This window comes from Enterobacter sp. V89_11 (assembly GCF_029967775.1).
Taxonomy (GTDB): domain Bacteria; phylum Pseudomonadota; class Gammaproteobacteria; order Enterobacterales; family Enterobacteriaceae; genus Enterobacter; species Enterobacter ludwigii.
This window is the reverse complement of record NZ_JASCAN010000008.1, coordinates 1-19,198: the sequence shown is the minus strand read 5'-3', so window position 1 is coordinate 19,198 and position 19,198 is coordinate 1. Positions and strand designations below refer to the sequence as shown.

18 protein-coding genes are annotated in these 19,198 nt (G+C 54.5%); 5 read left to right on the top strand and 13 right to left on the bottom strand.

Annotated features, from left to right (window positions below):
- The first annotated feature begins 6 nt into the window (after positions 1–6).
- Positions 7–525: a type 1 glutamine amidotransferase domain-containing protein gene (locus QLG09_RS08055; RefSeq protein ID WP_014171767.1), complete on the top strand. Its 519-nt coding sequence runs from the start codon at positions 7–9 to the stop codon at positions 523–525.
- On the opposite strand, the gene QLG09_RS08050 is transcribed toward QLG09_RS08055, so the two are convergent.
- On the bottom strand, positions 505–939 hold the full coding sequence (locus QLG09_RS08050; RefSeq protein ID WP_020883546.1) for a YhbP family protein: 435 nt from the start codon (positions 937–939) through the stop codon (positions 505–507). The two genes, QLG09_RS08055 and QLG09_RS08050, sit on opposite strands and share 21 nt — an antisense overlap.
- A gap of 14 nt (positions 940–953) precedes the next feature.
- Here QLG09_RS08050 and QLG09_RS08045 point away from each other — a divergent pair, with 14 nt between their 5' ends.
- Positions 954–1,283: a GIY-YIG nuclease family protein gene (locus QLG09_RS08045; protein WP_014171769.1), complete on the top strand. Its 330-nt coding sequence runs from the start codon at positions 954–956 to the stop codon at positions 1,281–1,283.
- On the opposite strand, the gene QLG09_RS08040 is transcribed toward QLG09_RS08045, so the two are convergent.
- On the bottom strand, positions 1,270–1,773 hold the full coding sequence (locus QLG09_RS08040) for an N-acetyltransferase (RefSeq protein WP_282488811.1): 504 nt from the start codon (positions 1,771–1,773) through the stop codon (positions 1,270–1,272). The two genes, QLG09_RS08045 and QLG09_RS08040, sit on opposite strands and share 14 nt — an antisense overlap.
- Positions 1,767–2,291: an SCP2 domain-containing protein gene (locus QLG09_RS08035; RefSeq protein WP_014171771.1), complete on the bottom strand. Its 525-nt coding sequence runs from the start codon at positions 2,289–2,291 to the stop codon at positions 1,767–1,769. Before QLG09_RS08035 ends, QLG09_RS08040 begins: the two co-directional genes overlap by 7 nt.
- 211 nt (positions 2,292–2,502) lie before the next feature.
- On the opposite strand from QLG09_RS08035, the gene QLG09_RS08030 reads away from it, so the two are divergent.
- The 3 genes from QLG09_RS08030 (at position 2,503) to QLG09_RS08020 (ending at position 5,481) form a co-directional block, all read left to right on the top strand.
- Positions 2,503–3,498, top strand: coding sequence for a peptidase U32 family protein (locus QLG09_RS08030; RefSeq protein WP_020883543.1), 996 nt, complete (start codon positions 2,503–2,505; stop codon positions 3,496–3,498).
- Between the two features lie 7 nt (positions 3,499–3,505).
- Entirely contained in the window at positions 3,506–4,384 is an 879-nt protein-coding gene (locus QLG09_RS08025; RefSeq protein ID WP_020883542.1) for a U32 family peptidase, read from the top strand.
- 89 nt (positions 4,385–4,473) lie between these two features.
- Entirely contained in the window at positions 4,474–5,481 is a 1,008-nt protein-coding gene (locus QLG09_RS08020) for an LLM class flavin-dependent oxidoreductase (protein WP_059306060.1), read from the top strand.
- 45 nt (positions 5,482–5,526) lie between these two features.
- Here QLG09_RS08020 and mtr read toward each other — a convergent pair whose 3' ends face one another.
- The 10 genes from mtr to rimP form a co-directional block, all read right to left on the bottom strand.
- Entirely contained in the window at positions 5,527–6,771 is a 1,245-nt protein-coding gene (mtr, locus tag QLG09_RS08015) for a tryptophan permease (protein ID WP_025202927.1), read from the bottom strand.
- Between the two features lie 142 nt (positions 6,772–6,913).
- Entirely contained in the window at positions 6,914–8,818 is a 1,905-nt protein-coding gene (locus QLG09_RS08010; RefSeq protein WP_020883539.1) for a DEAD/DEAH family ATP-dependent RNA helicase, read from the bottom strand.
- Between the two features lie 180 nt (positions 8,819–8,998).
- On the bottom strand, positions 8,999–9,883 hold the full coding sequence (gene nlpI, locus QLG09_RS08005; protein ID WP_013098912.1) for a lipoprotein NlpI: 885 nt from the start codon (positions 9,881–9,883) through the stop codon (positions 8,999–9,001).
- Positions 9,884–9,991: 108 nt separating this feature from the next.
- Positions 9,992–12,130, bottom strand: coding sequence for a polyribonucleotide nucleotidyltransferase (gene pnp, locus QLG09_RS08000; RefSeq protein ID WP_014171780.1), 2,139 nt, complete (start codon positions 12,128–12,130; stop codon positions 9,992–9,994).
- Between the two features lie 242 nt (positions 12,131–12,372).
- A complete protein-coding gene (gene rpsO, locus QLG09_RS07995; RefSeq protein WP_013098914.1) occupies positions 12,373–12,642 on the bottom strand; it encodes a 30S ribosomal protein S15 in 270 nt (89 codons plus the stop codon).
- A 155-nt stretch (positions 12,643–12,797) separates the two neighbouring features.
- Positions 12,798–13,748 carry a tRNA pseudouridine(55) synthase TruB gene (gene truB / locus QLG09_RS07990; protein ID WP_149375981.1) on the bottom strand — a complete coding sequence of 317 codons (951 nt, stop codon included), beginning with the start codon at positions 13,746–13,748 and terminating at the stop codon, positions 12,798–12,800.
- Positions 13,748–14,152 (bottom strand): 30S ribosome-binding factor RbfA, encoded by a 405-nt coding sequence (gene rbfA, locus QLG09_RS07985; RefSeq protein WP_014171783.1) that lies wholly within the window; start codon positions 14,150–14,152, stop codon positions 13,748–13,750. The genes truB and rbfA overlap by 1 nt, the downstream gene beginning before the upstream one ends.
- Positions 14,153–14,240: 88 nt before the next feature.
- Complete coding sequence (gene infB, locus QLG09_RS07980) at positions 14,241–16,928, bottom strand: translation initiation factor IF-2 (RefSeq protein WP_014171784.1); 2,688 nt, start codon at positions 16,926–16,928, stop codon at positions 14,241–14,243.
- Between the two features lie 24 nt (positions 16,929–16,952).
- Complete coding sequence (nusA, locus tag QLG09_RS07975; RefSeq protein WP_014171785.1) at positions 16,953–18,455, bottom strand: transcription termination factor NusA; 1,503 nt, start codon at positions 18,453–18,455, stop codon at positions 16,953–16,955.
- 28 nt (positions 18,456–18,483) lie between these two features.
- On the bottom strand, positions 18,484–18,936 hold the full coding sequence (gene rimP / locus QLG09_RS07970; RefSeq protein WP_014833432.1) for a ribosome maturation factor RimP: 453 nt from the start codon (positions 18,934–18,936) through the stop codon (positions 18,484–18,486).
- Between the last annotated feature and the right edge of the window lie 262 nt (positions 18,937–19,198).

Here is a 19,198-nt window from a genome sequence, read left to right as displayed (position 1 = left end):
GGAAGCATGGGCAAGAAAATCGCAGTCTTGATCACCGACGAGTTTGAAGATTCAGAATTCACCTCGCCAGCCGAGGCATTTCGCAAGGCAGGACATGAGGTCATCACCATTGAGAAAGAGGCGGGTAAAACGGTGAAAGGCCATAAGGGCGAAGCCAGCGTGACCATCGATGAAACCATCGATAACGTCAGCCCGTCAGATTTCGATGCCCTGCTGTTACCCGGCGGTCATTCACCGGATTCCCTGCGTGGGGATGAACGGTTCGTGACCTTCACGCGAGACTTTGTCTCGACGGGCAAACCGGTCTTTGCCATCTGCCACGGTCCGCAGCTGCTCATCAGCGCAGATGTCGTGCGCGGGCGTAAACTCACGGCCGTGAAACCGATCGTTATCGATCTGAAAAATGCGGGGGCTGAGTTTTACGATCAGGAGGTTGTGAACGACAAAGACCAGCTGATCACCAGCAGGACCCCGGACGATCTGCCCGCGTTTAACCGTGAAGCGCTACGCCTGCTCGGCGCGTAGCCAGTGAAGCTTTGTGCCAAAGCCCAGGGTGTTGTCGGTAAATTTCAGCTCATCAAGGCGGATTTCCCACACCGGAGCTTTTAGCGCAATGGCAACCGGAAAGCGGCGCGTGTAGCGTTTTCGCTGCGCGTCGCTCTCTTCTCCGTCCAGGCGGCGGATCTCCCCTTTAAACTGCAGGCCACGAATCAGCGCGACCGTTTTAGGCTGGCCGTTCACCGTGCCCGCCACCTTCGCCTGCGGACCCGACATTTGCGCATGACGGGTTTTATCCTCACTCAGGACATAAAAGGCGACACGCTCGGGATCGTAGTAATAAAACGCGTTTGCACACCACATTTCACCTTCGTCATACACGCACCAGGTGACGACATGCTGTTTTGCCAGCCAGCGGTTAATGGTGGTCAGAGTTTCCATTTTCGCTCTCTCTCATGCTAAGGTGCGTTCACCTTAACATACTGAATCTGTTTACCGTGTGCTGGTTTCTCTATCTTGTTCGTACCGCCGATAACGCCCTGTACACCGGGATCACTACCGATGTGGCGCGGCGTTTTCTACAACATCAAACGGGGAAAGGTGCCAAAGCGCTGCGGGGGAAAGGGGAATTACAGCTCGCCTTTTCAGCGCCCGTTGGCGACAGATCGCTGGCGCTCAGAATGGAATACCGCATTAAGCAACTGACGAAGCGTCAGAAAGAGCGCCTCGTCACCGGAGACGGCTCCTTTGAGGCGCTTCGCGAGAGCCTGATTAAAAGCGATTGAAATGGTCGTGGTACTCAACCAGACCGTTCACGCCGTTAAGCGCGTCATCCGCCAGACGGTGCACCTGGAAGGCGGATTCCGTTCCCGGCCAGCGGCAGCGGAGATCGTAATGCGCTGCCGATTCGAAGCCTAAACGGCCATAGAACGTAGCATCTCCCAGAGTCACCACGGCGGCATAGCCAAATTCGTTGAGCGAGTCCAGCCCTTCGTAAACCAGCTGGCGCGCCAGCCCCTGGCCGCGGTAATGTTCATCAACCGCTAGCGGTGCCATTCCTACCCACTGTAGCTCTTCGCCCTGAACGGTAACCGGGCTGAAGGCAACATAGCCCACCACCTGACCTTCGTCATCGGTGGCAACCAGCCCCAGCGTAATCAGGCCGTCTTCGCGGAGATCGTGGACCAGTTGCGCTTCGTCATCCCGCGCAAAAGAGCGGCGTAACAACGCATCGATACCCGGTGCATCAATCCCAATTTCGACTCGAATCAGCATGGCTCACCTACTGAAGTGTGTTTACTTTCCGGCGGGGTTTTCAGCCCCGCCTCAACGAAATCTGCCATTTGCATCAACATCACACGCAGCGCTTTCGGCATCTGCTCCAGCTCAATGGCATCCATTAAATTCTTTACGTACAGACCAAGTTCCGTATCGCCTTCGATAACCAGTCGGCGCTGGAAGAAGAGTGTGTCCGGATCCTGCTTACGCGCGGCGATCATCAGCAGATCGCTGGCGCTGGCGCTAAAGCTCACATCCGCGTCGGCGGACTCACGGACGATCAGTTGGTCATTCTCAACAGAGGTAAACCAGCGCAGCCCGATATCGTGGACGTCAATGCTTAACCAGCGCCCTTCCAGGAACTCCAGCTCACCGTCCTGCAGTGCCTGGCGGAATTGCCAGCTCAGCACCTGCTCCAGCACCTGGCGTTTAAGCGCGAACGGGGCCAGTTTTACCGGCACGCTCAGCATTGATGGACCAAATTGTACGAGACGTGAACGCAGTTTATCCAGCACGAGCTTTACTCCCTGATAGCTATAGTCCTGCTATTTTGCCATATCCGAAGCACAACATAGCGGCGTAAATCAACAAACTGTCGTCAGGTGTACCTCATTATTGGTGCCATCAATACGCCATTAGCTGCCTTAAATCAAAAATTGTCGCGTATGGGTTAATTAAAATCCCAGCTCGTTAACAAATTTGCGATCGACTACATCAGGATAAATTATGGAGCTGCTCTGCCCAGCCGGAAATCTTCCGGCGCTTAAGGCGGCCATCGAAAATGGGGCCGATGCGGTCTATATCGGGCTGAAAGATGATACCAACGCCCGCCATTTTGCTGGCCTCAACTTTACGGAGAAAAAGCTTCAGGAAGCCGTTACCTTCGTCCACCAGCACCGCCGCAAACTGCATATCGCCATCAATACCTTCGCCCATCCTGATGGCTACGCCCGCTGGCAACGCGCGGTGGATATGGCAGCACAGCTGGGCGCCGATGCGCTGATCCTCGCCGACCTCGCTATGCTTGAGTATGCGGCAGAACGCTATCCCCATATTGAGCGTCACGTCTCCGTTCAGGCATCTGCCACTAACGAAGAGGCGGTGCGTTTTTATCATCGTCACTTTGATGTTGCCCGCGTGGTGCTGCCACGCGTGCTATCTATTCATCAGGTTAAGCAACTCGCGCGCGTCACGCCAGTACCACTGGAAGTTTTTGCCTTTGGCAGCCTGTGTATCATGGCCGAAGGCCGTTGCTATCTCTCCTCCTATTTAACCGGCGAGTCCCCCAATACCGTTGGGGCCTGCTCACCCGCCCGCTTTGTTCGCTGGCAACAGACGCCGCAGGGGCTGGAATCGCGCCTGAACGACGTGCTGATTGACCGCTATCAGGACGGCGAAAATGCCGGTTACCCGACGCTGTGCAAAGGCCGCTATCTGGTAGACGGCGAGCGTTACCACGCGCTGGAAGAGCCAACCAGCCTTAATACGCTGGAACTGCTGCCAGAACTGCTGGCCGCCAATATCGCCTCGGTGAAAATTGAGGGCCGCCAGCGCAGCCCGGCGTACGTAAGCCAGGTGGCGAAAGTCTGGCGCCAGGCTATCGATCGCTGCATGGCAGACCCGCAGAACTACGCACCGCAACCGGCGTGGATGGAGACACTCGGTGCGATGTCCGAGGGTACACAAACCACGCTTGGCGCGTATCACCGTAAATGGCAGTGAGATAATCATGAAATATTCATTAGGGCCGGTGCTCTACTACTGGCCAAAAGAGACGCTGGAAGATTTTTACCACCAGGCCGCGACCAGCAGCGCAGATGTGATTTACCTCGGTGAAGCGGTATGCAGCAAACGCCGCGCCACCAAAGTGGGCGACTGGCTGGATATGGCGAAAAGCCTCGCCGGAAGCGGTAAACAGGTGGTGCTCTCAACGCTCGCCCTCGTCCAGGCCTCCTCCGAACTGGGTGAACTCAAACGCTACGTAGAGAACGGTGAATTCCTGCTGGAAGCCAGCGATCTGGGCGTAGTGAACATGTGCGCCGAACGCAGACTGCCGTTTGTCGCAGGCCATGCGCTGAACTGCTATAACGCCGTGACGCTGCGCCTGCTGCTTAAACAGGGGATGACGCGCTGGTGCATGCCGGTCGAACTCTCGCGCGACTGGCTGGCTAACCTGCTCAACCAGTGCGAAACGCTGGGCATTCGCAATCAGTTCGAGGTGGAAGTGCTGAGTTATGGTCATCTCCCGCTGGCCTATTCTGCCCGCTGTTTCACCGCCCGCTCTGAAGACCGTCCGAAAGACGAGTGTGAAACCTGCTGCATCAAGTACCCGAACGGGCGCAGCATGCTGTCGCAGGAAAATCAGCAGGTGTTCGTCCTGAACGGTATCCAGACCATGAGCGGCTATGTGTATAACCTCGGCAATGAACTGGCGTCGATGAACGGTCTGGTCGACATGGTGCGCCTGTCACCGGTGGATACGGGCGTATTCGCCATGCTGGATGCCTTCCGCGCCAATGAAAACGGTGATGCTCCGCTGCCGTTAACCGCTAACAGCGACTGTAACGGCTACTGGAAACGCCTCCCCGGGCTGGTGTTACAGGGCTGAAGAAGAAATGTAAAAGCTCACTTTGTTAACAACGGTTATTAAATTTTAATGCACTATTAAAAGATTCACCGTCGACAAAGTGAGCTGTTATGACTGATCAAACCATTCCGTTTTCGGTGCTGGATCTGGCGCCGATCCCTCAAGGCTCCTCAGCACGAGAAGCCTTTACCCACTCTCTCGATCTCGCTCGCCTGGCAGAAAAACGCGGTTATCACCGTTACTGGCTGGCTGAGCACCACAATATGGTTGGTATCGCCAGTGCGGCGACCTCCGTGCTGATTGGTTACCTGGCGGCGAATACCACCACGCTGCGCCTTGGCTCCGGTGGCGTGATGTTGCCGAACCACGCCCCGCTGGTGATTGCCGAGCAGTTTGGTACGCTGAATACCCTCTATCCTGGCCGTATCGACCTGGGTCTTGGCCGTGCGCCGGGCAGCGACCAGCCGACCATGCGCGCCCTGCGTCGCCATATGAGCGGCGACATCGATAACTTCCCGCGCGATGTGGCTGAACTGGTGGACTGGTTTGACGCGCGTGACCCTAACCCGCACGTGCGCCCGGTGCCAGGCTACGGTGAGAAGATCCCGGTGTGGCTGCTGGGCTCAAGCCTGTACAGCGCGCAGCTTGCCGCGCAGCTGGGGCTGCCGTTCGCCTTTGCCTCACACTTCGCGCCAGATATGCTCCATCAGGCGCTTCACCTCTATCGCACAAACTTCAAACCTTCAGAGCGTCTGGAAAAACCGTATGCGATGGTGTGCATCAACATCGTTGCCGCCGACAGCAATCGCGATGCGGAATTCCTGTTCACCTCCATGCAACAGGCTTTTGTGAAGTTGCGTCGCGGTGAGACCGGCCAGCTGCCGCCGCCGGTGGAGAATATGCATCAGCTGTGGTCGGCATCCGAACAGTATGGCGTTCAGCAGGCGCTGAGCATGTCGCTGGTGGGGGATAAGGCAAAAGTGCGTCACGGGCTGGAGGCGGTGCTGCGTGAGACGCAGGCGGATGAAATTATGGTTAACGGCCAGATTTTCGATCATCAGGCACGCTTGCATTCGTTTGACCTGGCGATGCAGGTGAAAGAGGAAGTGTCAGGTTAGCGCGGTTTGTCACCCTCTCCCGTCGGGAGAGGGTGACAGGTGGTGTTACTGATACACCGGCAGCAGGTTAAAACTCGACAGGACATGCACCAGCGCGTTGCCAATACCGAACACCAGAATCAGCGCAATCATCGGCTTTCCGCCCCAGACGCGGAATTTCGGGCTGCCGAAGCGTTTACGTGATTTGCGTGCCAGCAGCGCAGGCACAATCGCCGCCCAGATGGTCGCCGCCAGCCCGGCATAGCCGATGGCATAGAGGAAACCATTCGGCCACAGCAGACCGCCAACAATCGGTGGCAGGAAAGTCAGCAGCGCGGTTTTAAAGCGCCCCATGGCAGAATCATCAAAACCAAACAGATCGGCCAGGTAGTCAAACAGGCCCAGCGTCACGCCGAGGAAAGAGCTCGCGACGGCAAAGTTAGAGAATACCACCAGCAACAGATCCAGACTGCGGCTGTTCAGTACGCCGCTCAGCGCCTGTACCAGCACATCAATGTTACCGCCCTTCTGCGCAATGCCGATAAATTCAGGACGCGGGATATTGCCCATCGTCCCCAGCAGCCAAATCACGTACAGCGCCAGCGCCAGCAGCGTGCCGTAGATCAGGCACTTCACAATCGTGCGTGGATCTTTACCGTAATACTTCATCAGGCTCGGCACATTACCGTGGTAACCAAATGATGCGAGACAGAACGGCAGGGTCATCAGCAGGTACGGCGTGTAAGCGGTATTCGTCTCCGCCACGTTGAACAGCGTGGCCGGCGTAACGTGCCCAAGCAGGCTGCCGAAGGTCAGGAAGAAGGTGATCACCTTCGCGCCCAACACAATCGCCGTCATGCGGCTCACCGCTTTGGTGCTCATCCAGACGATAAACGCGACGCCCAGCGCGAAGCACAAGCCCGCCACTCTTGCCGGCACGTTCAGCGACAACTCCGAGAATGTGTGATGCAGAATGGAGCCACTCGCTGAGATGTACGCGTAAGTCAGGATGTAGAGCACAAAGGCAATGGAGAGGCCGTTTATCAGGTTCCAGCCTTTGCCTAACAGGTCTTTAGTGATGGTGTCGAAGCTGGAGCCAATGCGGTAGTTCAGGTTGGCTTCGAGGATCATCAGCCCGGAATGAAGCATACAGAACCAGGTAAACACCAGTGCCGCCAGCGACCAGAAGAACCACGCACCGGACATAACCACAGGCAGAGAGAACATCCCGGCACCAATGATGGTTCCGCCGATGATCACCACGCCGCCAAGCAGCGAAGGTGACGTTTGGGTGGTGGTAAGTGTCGCCATACAGCCTTTTCTCCAGTCAATAATGCGGTTATGCATGTTAATGCGCAGCACTGTACCAGTACAAGAGTACAAAAGGAATAAAAAAAGCCCCGACAGTGTTTATCGGGGCTGTATAGATTACTTTACGTCAGAAACGAAAGTCTTACGCGTCACCGAAACGACGACGAGCGGTACCTTCTTCACGGCGTGGGCCACGGCTTTCACGACGCTCGCCAGAGAAACGACGACCTTCGCCTGCGCCAGCGCGGTTGCCTTCGCTACGACCGCCTTCACGACGTTCGCCACCGAAACCACGACCACCGCCACGACGTTCGCCACCACGGTCAGTACGTGGCTGGGCATCGCCCATCAGCTGCATGTTCATCGGCTTGTTCAGGATGCGGGTGCGAGTAAAGTGCTGCAGTACTTCGCCCGGCATGCCTTTTGGCAGCTCGATGGTAGAGTGAGATGCGAACAGCTTGATGTTACCGATGTAACGGCTGCTGATGTCGCCTTCGTTAGCGATCGCGCCAACGATATGACGAACTTCAACACCATCATCACGGCCCACTTCAATGCGGTACAGTTCCATTTCGCCAGCGTCACGACGCTCACGACGTGGACGCTCTTCGCCACTGCGCTCTGGACGGTCAGCACGTGGACCACGATCGTTACGGTCGCCACGACGTTCGAAACGCTCGTCACGGTCACGGAACTCACGCTTAGGACGCATCGGTGCATCTGGTGGCACGATCAGGGTACGTTCGCCCTGTGCCATTTTCAGCAGTGCTGCGGCCAGCGTTTCCATATCCAGCTCTTCGCCTTCAGCGGTAGGCTGAATCTGTGCCAGCAGTGCACGATACTGGTCCAGGTCGCTGCTTTCCAGCTGCTGCTGTACTTTCGCGGCGAATTTTTCCAGACGGCGTTTGCCCAGCAGTTCTGCATTTGGCAGTTCCGCTTCTGGAATGGTCAGCTTCATGGTGCGTTCAATGTTACGCAGCAGACGACGCTCGCGGTTCTCAACGAACAGCAGCGCACGACCTGCACGACCCGCACGACCGGTACGACCGATACGGTGAACGTAGGATTCGGAGTCCATTGGAATATCGTAGTTAACAACCAGGCTGATACGCTCAACGTCCAGACCACGTGCTGCCACGTCGGTTGCAATCAGGATATCCAGACGACCGTCTTTCAGGCGCTCCAGCGTCTGCTCACGCAGAGCCTGGTTCATGTCACCGTTCAGCGCTGCGCTGTTGTAGCCGCTACGCTCCAGCGCTTCAGCCACTTCCAGGGTCGCGTTTTTGGTACGAACGAAGATAATCGCCGCATCAAAATCTTCCGCTTCCAGGAAACGAACCAGCGCTTCGTTTTTACGCATACCGTATACAGACCAGTAGCTCTGGCTGATGTCCGGGCGAGTGGTCACGCTGGACTGAATGCGCACTTCCTGCGGCTCTTTCATGAAGCGGCGGGTAATGCGACGAATCGCTTCTGGCATGGTTGCAGAGAACAGAGCGGTCTGATGACCTTCCGGGATCTGCGCCATAATCGTTTCTACGTCTTCGATGAAGCCCATACGCAGCATTTCATCTGCTTCATCCAGTACCAGACCGCTCAGTTTAGAGAGGTCAAGAGTACCGCGCTTCAGGTGATCCAGCAGACGGCCCGGCGTACCGACAACAATCTGTGGACCCTGGCGCAGGGCACGTAACTGCACGTCATAACGCTGGCCACCGTACAGGGCCACCACGTTTACGCCGCGCATATGTTTAGAGAAATCAGTCATAGCCTCTGCAACCTGAACAGCCAGTTCACGGGTTGGAGCCAGGACGAGGATCTGCGGTGCACGCAGTTCCGGATCGATGTTGTGCAGCAGCGGCAGCGAGAACGCTGCGGTTTTGCCGCTACCAGTCTGGGCCATGCCCAGCACGTCACGACCAGACAACAGATGTGGGATACATTCTGCCTGGATCGGAGATGGTTTTTCGTAACCCAGATCGGTAAGGGCTTCAAGGATAGGAGCCTTCAGGCCCAGATCTGCAAAAGTGGTTTCGAATTCAGCCATGTAGTACGAGTGCCTCAATGTCAATGGCGGCCAGTCTACTTAGCTCATCGTGAAAATGATTAGCAATTTTCATTGAAAAGTGTGAACCGGCTCAAAGTAGATGTATTGACGAACAACAACGCCCTCACCAGTTAAGGTGATGGCAATCAAAAGATTACGGGCTGATGTTTATGTCGTCAGCTATTGCTGGTCCGATTCTGCCAGGTCGTCTTGCTCCTGGCCCAAGAGCGATAATTCCAACAATGCATAACGGTGCTCAACGAAGTTGTGTACGTTGTTAGCAACCGCTAATTTGAACAGTGCCGTAGCGCTGTCCTTATCCCCCAGACTTAGGTAGTACTTACCTAAATAGAAGTTGGTTTCACTGAGATGCTCAGCGAGCGAGGTGTTATCCGTTGCGTCCGCCTTGAGGCGTTCCATCAGCGTTGCTTCGCTAATGTTGCCCAGGTAGAACTCGACAATGTTCCATCCCCACTGTTCCTTGTCCGATTTATCGAAGCGCTGTTTCAGTGCTTCTTTTGCCTGCTTCTCATCGAGCTTCTGCTCAACGATGTATAACCACAGACTGCGGAAAGGATCATTAGGATCGTCTTGATAAAACGCCAGCAGATCATCTTGCGCTAACTTATCACGACCGCCGTAATACAGGGCGATACCGCGATTCAAGTGCGCGTAGTTGTAAGTTGGATCAAGCTCAAGTACAGAATCAAACGCTTCATAGGCAGCATCAAAATTGCCTGCCTGCGTTAAATAAATGCCTAAGTAATTGAATACTTCAGGCATATCAGGTCGGATTGCCAGCGCTTGTGAGAAATCATTCCGCGCTAATGCCCTCAGACCGAGACTATCATACAACACTCCGCGCTCATATAAAAGCTGTGCGCGTTCGTCATCGGTTAAAGCCCGACTGGCAAGAATTTGTTCCATGCGTGCCAGAATCACTTCCTGCTGCAAAGTCGGTTGCAATGGCACTGCGAGGACTTCGCTCTTACGCCAGGCAGAGTTGCTGCATCCTGCCAGCGTTAAAGCTGTCGCAACGAAACACCAGCGCAAAAAAGGCTTCATTTCCCACTCCCGAAGACAACTATTGGATGAACGTCCTGTCCCCCGGCGGCTTAACAAGGCGTCCTGCCTGATAATAGGCCCTCCGCCGAAGCGGAGGGCAAATGCAACTTACTCGCCTTGCTGTTCTGCTGCCGATGCTTCTGGCGCAGCAGCCGGCTGAGACTGCTCGGTTGCTTCTTTAATGCTCAGACGGATACGGCCCTGGCGGTCAACTTCCAGAACTTTAACCGGGACTTCCTGACCCATCTGCAGGTAATCGGTCACTTTCTCAACGCGCTTGTCAGCGATTTGAGAGATGTGAACCAGACCTTCTTTACCGCCACCGATGGCAACAAACGCGCCAAAGTCAACGATACGGGTCACTTTACCATTGTAGATACGGCCCACTTCGATTTCTGCAGTAATTTCTTCGATGCGACGAATAGCGAATTTCGCTTTCTCGCCGTCGGTCGCTGCAATTTTCACCGTACCGTCATCTTCGATTTCGATAGTGGTGCCAGTCTCTTCGGTCAGAGCACGGATAACGGAACCGCCCTTACCGATAACATCTTTGATCTTGTCTGGATTGATCTTGATGGTGTGGATACGCGGAGCGAACTGAGAAATATCGCCGCGTGGTGCGTTGATCGCCTGTTCCATCACGCCCAGGATGTGCAGACGAGCACCTTTAGCCTGGTTCAGCGCAACCTGCATGATCTCTTTGGTGATGCCTTCAATTTTGATATCCATCTGCAGCGCAGAGATACCGTCGCGGGAACCCGCAACTTTGAAGTCCATATCGCCCAGGTGGTCTTCGTCGCCCAGAATGTCAGACAGAACAACAAAGTTCTCGCCCTCTTTCACCAGGCCCATTGCGATACCCGCAACGGCGGCTTTGATTGGCACGCCTGCATCCATCAGCGCCAGAGATGCGCCACACACGGAAGCCATGGAAGAAGAACCGTTAGATTCGGTGATTTCAGAAACCACACGAACGGTGTACGGGAATTTGTCAGCATCCGGCATCACTGCCAGCACACCACGCTTCGCCAGACGACCGTGACCAATTTCACGACGCTTAGGCGAACCCACCATACCGGTTTCACCTACGGAGTATGGAGGGAAGTTGTAGTGGAACAGGAAGCTGTCAGTACGCTCGCCCATCAGTTCGTCGATGTTCTGCGCGTCACGTGCTGTCCCCAGGGTCGCGGTAACCAGCGCCTGCGTTTCGCCACGGGTGAACAGTGCAGAACCGTGAGTACGTGGCAGAACGCCAGTACGCACGTCCAGACCACGGATCATGTCTTTTTCGCGGCCATCGATACGCGGCTCACCCGCCAGGACGCGGCTACGAACCACGTTTTTCTCGATAGCGTGCAGAATTTCGCTCAGCTCGTTAGCATCCAGCGTTTCGTCTTCAGCAATCAGCGTTGCGATAGTTTCGTCTTTGATCACGTCAACCTGAGCATAACGCTCCTGTTTGTCGGTGATGCGATAAGCATCGCTCAGACGAGATTCAGCCAGCGCAGCAACGCGTGCATTCAGCGCGTCGTTGACGGCTTCAGGCTGCCAGTCCCAACGTGGTTTGCCCGCTTCTTTAACCAGATCGTTGATGTTCTGAATAACGATCTGCTGCTGATCGTGGCCAAAGACCACCGCGCCCAGCATCTGGTCTTCGCTTAGCAGTTCAGCTTCGGATTCAACCATCAGCACAGCCGCTTCAGTACCAGCAACAACCAGGTCCAGCTTACTTTCTTTCAGCTCTTCCTGCGTTGGGTTCAACACGTACTGGTCGTTGATGTAACCAACGCGTGCAGCACCGATTGGGCCATTGAATGGAATACCAGACAGTGACAGAGCCGCGGAAGCACCGATCATCGCAACGATATCCGGGTTAACCTGTGGGTTAACGGAAACAACGGTCGCGATAACCTGCACTTCGTTCACGAAGCCTTCCGGGAACAGCGGACGAACCGGGCGGTCAATCAGACGCGCAATCAGGGTTTCGCCTTCGCTTGGACGGCCTTCACGACGGAAGAAGCCACCCGGGATTTTACCGGCAGCGTAGGTACGCTCCTGGTAGTTAACGGTCAGTGGGAAGAAGTCCTGACCTGGTTTTGCTTTTTTCTGGCCAACTACGGTTACGAATACCGCAGTGTCATCCATGCTTACCATAACGGCAGCAGTAGCCTGACGTGCCATCATGCCGGTTTCCAGCGTGACGGTGTGTTGACCATACTGGAATTTACGAACGATCGGATTCAGCAAAGTTCTGTCCTTTCTTAAATGTATGACAGCACACCACCGGTGTGCTGACGATTTAACCCGACCTTCTTCGCATCCTCGCGACTAATGACAACCAACACCCCCATGGGTGAAGCCTCTCATTAGCCGCGCGAACCTCTGCAATGAAGATCATTTATAGCAACAATACAATAGTTTCCAGTGAATTGCTGCCGTCTGGTTGAAAAAAGGGGCCATCAGGCCCCCTTTTCTGAAACTCGCAAGACTTAGCGACGCAGACCCAGACGCTCGATCAGCGCGGAGTAACGTGCAACATCTTTACGTTTCAGGTAGTCGAGCAGTTTACGACGCTGAGAAACCATACGCAGCAGACCACGACGGCTGTGGTGATCTTTTTTGTGCTCTGCAAAGTGACCCTGCAGGTGGTTAATCTGTGCAGTCAGCAGTGCAACCTGAACTTCGGTAGAACCGCTGTCGTTAGTACCACGACCAAACTCAGAAACGATTTTAGCTTTAGCTTCAACGCTTAGAGACATTTTCAAACTCCAGAATATAAAGAATGTAAGGATGCCGATCTCTAATTCAGCAATCCCAGTATACGTCCCGCAATATGTTAAACAATTTGCCGAACGTTAAGCCGCGATATTCTACTCGTCTCCCCTGCTTATCGCAAGGCGAGCCGTTATCGCTATCAGGCTTCAACCGGATACTCAACGACCAGGCGACGCGGCGCGACGCGCCCTTCGCCATCCATTTCACCCATGCCGATAAACTTACCTTCATCCCCCTCGGTCACGCGTACCAGACCTTCAGAAGGAGCACTGGTGGTACGAACCGGGTTTCCGTTCTTAAAGTAAACGGAGGATGTTAAAGGAAGATTAACAACCGGGAAATCGGCTGCCGGGCTGTCCATTGGCATCAGCAGCGGATCGAGCAAATCGGCCGGCGCAATCTCCTGCGCTTCCGCCTGCTCAACCAACTCGCGCAGATGTTCAAGGGTGACCATTCGCTCAACCGGGTACGTGCTCACGGCCAGGCGACGCAGGTAAATCACGTGCGCACCGCAGCCCAGCTTTTCACCCAGGTCGTCAATGATGGTACGAATATAGGTGCCTTTCGAACAGTGAACTTCCAGCTCCAGCTCATCGTCTTCGTGACGAATAAAGAGCAGTTCGTACACGGTAATCGGACGGGGTTCACGAGGAACGTCAATGCCCTGGCGTGCATATTCGTACAGTTTTTTACCCTGGTACTTCAGCGCCGAATACATTGACGGTACCTGCAGCGTGTCGCCACGGAAACTTTCCAGCGCGGCATCAAGTTGCTCCGCGCTGAAGGTCACCGGACGCTCTTCTACCACCTGACCATCGGCATCGGAGGTGTCCGTGCGCTGGCCTAATCGGGCGATGACCCGATAGCGCTTATCGGAGTCCAGTAGGTACTGGGAAAACTTTGTCGCTTCCCCCAGGCAGATCGGCAGCATGCCGGTCGCCAGCGGATCGAGCGCGCCCGTGTGGCCCGCACGGTTGGCGTTAAAAATACGCTTAACTTTTTGCAGCACGTCGTTGCTGGAAGCGCCCTGGGGTTTATCCAGCAGCAGCACACCATGCACGTCGCGACCGCGACGACGAGGACGACTCATTAGTCCTCCTTGCTGTCGTCCGTTGGGTTAACACGACGTTCGTCGTCATGTTTCACCACGCTGGTCACCAGGTTGGACATGCGCATACCTTCGACCAGAGAGTTGTCGTAGAAGAAGGTCAGCTCAGGCACAATACGCAGACGCATCGCTTTGCCGAGCAGAGAGCGGATGTAGCCAGAGGCTTCCTGCAGCGCTTTAATGCCGTTTTTTACCGCGGCTTCGTCCTGATCGTTCAGGAAGGTCACGAACACTTTGGCATACGCCAGGTCGCGGGACATTTCCACGCCGGACACGGTGGTCATCACACCCACGCGTGGATCTTTAATTTCACGTTGCAGGATGAGGGCGATCTCTTTCTGCATTTCTTGCGCTACGCGCTGCGGGCGACCAAATTCTTTCGCCATAATAAATTCTCCAGACAAAAAAGGGGCAAAAAGCCCCTTTTAAAATTATTACCGGGTGGCGCTTTGCTTACCCGGCCTGCATCGATGATTAAGCAATCGTACGCTGAATTTCGATGATCTCGAACACTTCGATCATGTCGCCAACGCGAACGTCGTTGTAGTTCTTCACGCCGATACCACATTCCATGCCGTTACGGACTTCGTTAACGTCATCTTTGAAGCGGCGCAGGGATTCCAGCTCGCCTTCGTAGATAACCACGTTGTCACGCAGTACGCGGATTGGGTTGTGACGTTTGATGATACCTTCGGTAACCATACAGCCCGCGATCGCACCAAATTTCGGTGATTTGAACACGTCACGCACTTCAGCCAGACCGATGATCTGCTGTTTCAGCTCTGGAGACAGCATGCCGCTCATCGCTGCTTTCACTTCGTCGATCAGGTTATAGATGACGGAGTAGTAACGCAGATCCAGACTTTCAGCATCAATCACTTTACGTGCAGACGCGTCAGCACGTACGTTGAAGCCGACCAGGATTGCATTGGATGCAGCAGCCAGGGTGGCGTCGGTTTCGGTGATACCCCCTACGCCAGAACCGATAATCTTCACTTTAACTTCGTCAGTAGACAGTTTCAGCAAGGAGTCGGAGATCGCTTCCACAGAACCCTGAACGTCGGCTTTCAGAACGATGTTCACTTCGTGAACTTCGCCTTCGGTCATGTTCGCAAACATGTTCTCGAGTTTAGATTTCTGCTGACGAGCCAGTTTAACTTCACGGAATTTGCCCTGACGATACAGTGCAACTTCGCGCGCTTTCTTCTCGTCACGTACGACGGTCACTTCATCGCCCGCAGCCGGCACACCGGACAGGCCCAGAATTTCCACTGGAATGGACGGACCTGCTTCCAGAACTTCCTGACCCAGTTCGTTACGCATCGCACGAACACGACCGTATTCGAAACCACACAGGACGATATCGCCTTTATGCAGCGTACCTTCACGAACCAGAACGGTTGCAACCGGACCACGACCTTTATCCAGGAAGGATTCGATAACCGCGCCGCTCGCCATACCTTTACGAACCGCTTTCAGCTCCAGAACTTCAGCCTGCAGCAGGATAGCGTTCAGCAAGTCGTCGATACCGGTACCGGCTTTCGCAGATACTGGGATGAACTGCGCTTCACCGCCCCACTCTTCCGGCATAACACCGTACTGGGAGAGTTCGTTTTTAACGCGATCCATGTCAGCTTCTGGCTTATCGATCTTGTTCACTGCAACCACCAGAGGCACCTGCGCCGCTTTCGCGTGCTGGATAGCTTCAATGGTCTGTGGCATCACGCCGTCGTCTGCAGCAACAACCAGTACAACGATATCCGTTGCCTGAGCACCACGAGCACGCATAGAGGTAAACGCTGCGTGGCCCGGGGTATCCAGGAAGGTGATCATGCCGTTGTCGGTTTCTACGTGGTACGCACCGATGTGCTGGGTAATACCACCCGCTTCACCGGAGGCCACTTTCGTCGAACGAATGTAGTCGAGCAGAGAGGTTTTACCGTGGTCAACGTGACCCATGATGGTCACTACAGGCGCGCGCGGTTCTGCCGCTGCACCGGTGTCACGGTCGCTCATTACTGCTTCTTCCAGCTCGTTTTCACGACGCAGGATAACTTTGTGGCCCATCTCTTCGGCTACCAGTTGCGCAGTTTCCTGGTCGATAACCTGGTTGATGGTGGCCATTGCGCCCAGTTTCATCATCGCTTTGATGACCTGAGAGCCTTTAACCGCCATTTTGTTGGCCAGATCGCCAACGGTGATGGTTTCACCAATCACTACGTCACGGTTAACAGCCTGAGCTGGCTTCTGGAAGCCCTGCTGCAGTGCGGAACCTTTACGCTTGCCGCCTTTACCACCGCGGATCGCTGCACGTGCTTCTTCACGGTCAGCTTTAGATTCAGCGTGCTTGTTGCCTTTTTTGGCTGGGCGAGCAGCTTTGGTGCTGCGAGTACGGCCACGACCACCTTCAACTTCACGGTCGTTATCGTCTTCTGCCTGGCGCGCATGCTGAGAAGTGGTGACGTGATAATCGCTGGTGTCTTCAGACGCTTCAGCAGGGTTCACACCGTTCTTCTCGTTTTCTTCAGCCATACGGCGCGCTTCTTCAGCTACACGGCGAGCTTCTTCTTCAAGCTTGCGGCGGGCTTCTTCTTCCGCTTTACGCTTCAGCTCGGCAGCTTCATTTTCACGGCGGGCTTTTTCAGCCTGGGCGGTTTTTGTCATTTCGTCGGTCTGTTGATTGCTCACTTTGTCTTTTTCCGCAGCTTCACGCTTCACTTTATCACTTGCGTCGCGTTTCGCTTTTTCTGCGGCCTCACGTTCAGCTTTTAATTCTGCTTCACGTTTGGCAGTCGCTTCTGCCTCACGCTGAGCTTGTTCTTCCGCTTCACGCTGTGCCTGCTCTTCCGCAGCAAGGCGTTCTGCCTCTTGCGGATCACGTTTTACAAAGGTGCGTGTCTTGCGGACTTCAATTTGTACCGATTTGCTTTTACCACCGGTACCAGGGATATTCAACGTGCTACGCGTTTTGCGCTGCAGCGTCAGCTTGTCAGGCGTCGAACCGTGTTCACGGTTCAGGTGCGCTAACAAGGTTTGTTTTTCTTGCGCGTTCACCGAGTCATCAGCGGACTTCGGGATCCCTGCATCAGCAAATTGCTGTACCAGGCGGTCCACGGAGGTCTGAATCTCGGCAGCCAGCGATTTTACAGTTACATCAGTCATGCTGTTCCTTCCTGCTACAGTTTATTACGCTTCGTCGCCGAACCAGCAAATATTACGTGCGGCCATGATGAGTTCGCCGGCTTTCTCGTCGGTTAAACCTTCGATATCGGCCAGGTCATCAACGCCTTGCTCAGCGAGATCTTCCAGCGTACAAACACCACGGGCAGCCAGCTTGAACGCAATCGCACGATCAAGACCTTCCAGATTCAGCAGGTCATCAGCCGGCTTCTTATCGCCAAGGCTTTCTTCCTGAGCCAGTGCCAGGGTGGTCAGTGCGTTTTTAGCGCGTTCACGCAGGGCTTCAACGGTGGCTTCATCAAGACCGTCGATTTCCAGCAGCTCTTTCATTGGCACATAGGCCAGTTCTTCAAGGGTAGAGAAACCTTCTTCAACCAGAACAGTGGCGAAATCTTCGTCAATATCCAGGTATTTCGTGAAGGTATCGATCGCCGCATGGGCTTCAGCCTGATGCTTAGCCTGCAGGTCATCAACGGTCATTACGTTGAGTTCCCAGCCGCTCAGCTGTGACGCCAGGCGTACGTTCTGACCGTTACGGCCGATTGCCTGCGCCAGGTTGCCCGCTTCAACAGCGATATCCATGGTGTGTTTGTCTTCGTCAACAACGATAGACGCCACATCCGCCGGAGCCATTGCGTTAATCACGAATTGCGCCGGGTTGTCGTCCCACAGGACGATATCGATACGCTCGCCGCCCAGTTCGGTAGAAACCGCCTGAACACGCGCACCGCGCATACCTACGCAAGCACCGACCGGGTCGATACGTTTGTCGTTGGTTTTCACTGCGATTTTCGCGCGTGAACCCGGATCGCGGGCAGCCGCTTTAATCTCGATAACTTCTTCGCCGATTTCCGGTACTTCGATACGGAACAGTTCAATCAGCATCTCTGGCTTGGAACGGGTCACAAACAGCTGTGCACCACGCGCTTCAGGGCGTACGGCATACAGAACGCCACGAATACGGTCACCCGGGCGGAAGTTTTCACGCGGCAGCATGTCTTCACGCAGGATAACGGCTTCAGCGTTACCTGGCAGCCCTTCAGATTTGATTTCCAGAGAGATGTTGTCGCGGTTTACTTTCTTCACCACGCCGGTAATGATCTCACCTTCCTGATCGCGGAACTGATCGACAACCAGCGCACGCTCAGCTTCACGGACTTTCTGGACGATAACCTGTTTTGCGGTTTGCGTGGTGATACGGTCGAAGGTGACAGATTCAATCTGATCTTCAACATAGTCACCCACGTTCAGGCTTTCGTCTTCAAAACGCGCCGCTTCCAGGGTGATCTCTTTCGTCGGCTGGGTCACCTCTTCAACGATTACCCAACGACGGAATGTATCGAAGTCACCGCTTTTACGATCGATTTCTACGCGAACATCGATCTCTTGTTCGTATTTTTTCTTGGTTGCTGTAGCCAGTGCACTTTCCAGCGCTTCGAAAATCTTCTCACGCGGCAGTGATTTCTCGTTGGAGACGGCTTCAACAACAGCCAAAATTTCTTTGTTCATCGCGGGCTTTTCACCTCAATCCAGACTGTTAAAAGTGGGGAACCAGGTTCGCCTTCTGGATATTACTCAGCGCGAACACTTCATCTTTGCCTTCGACTGTAACCGTGATCATTTCACCATCAACGGCTTTGATAATTCCCTGCCATTTACGGCGGTTCTGTACGGCCATACGCAGAACGAGAGCCACTTCTTCACCGGTAAAGCGCACATAGTGCTCGGCCGTGAACATCGGGCGATCGAGGCCGGGTGAGGAAACTTCCAGGTTGTACGCAACGGTAATCGGGTCTTCAACATCAAGAACCGCACTCACCTGGTGGCTAACATCAGCACAATCATCAACATTGATGCCATCTTCACTATCAATATAGATGCGCAGCGTCGATGTACGGCCGCGAACGAATTCGATGCCGACCAGTTCGTAGCCCAGTGCTTCGACCGGTGCAGTAATCATCTCTGTTAATTTTTGCTCTAATGTGGACAAGCCCACCCCCAAGACATAAAAAAAGGGCGTAAAGCCCAGTTATTCTGTAGTCAGATAACAAAAAACCCCGATAAATCGGGGCTTTAGATAACTGAACCCTATAGCCGCAACTGCGGCCTGGAGCACTCTCCGAAAGAATTTTTTCAAATCCAGCTACGAAGGCTCTAAGTCTTCACAGTATATTTGAAAAAGAACTTTATGGGAAAGTGGTTGCGGGGGCCGGATTTGAACCGACGACCTTCGGGTTATGAGCCCGACGAGC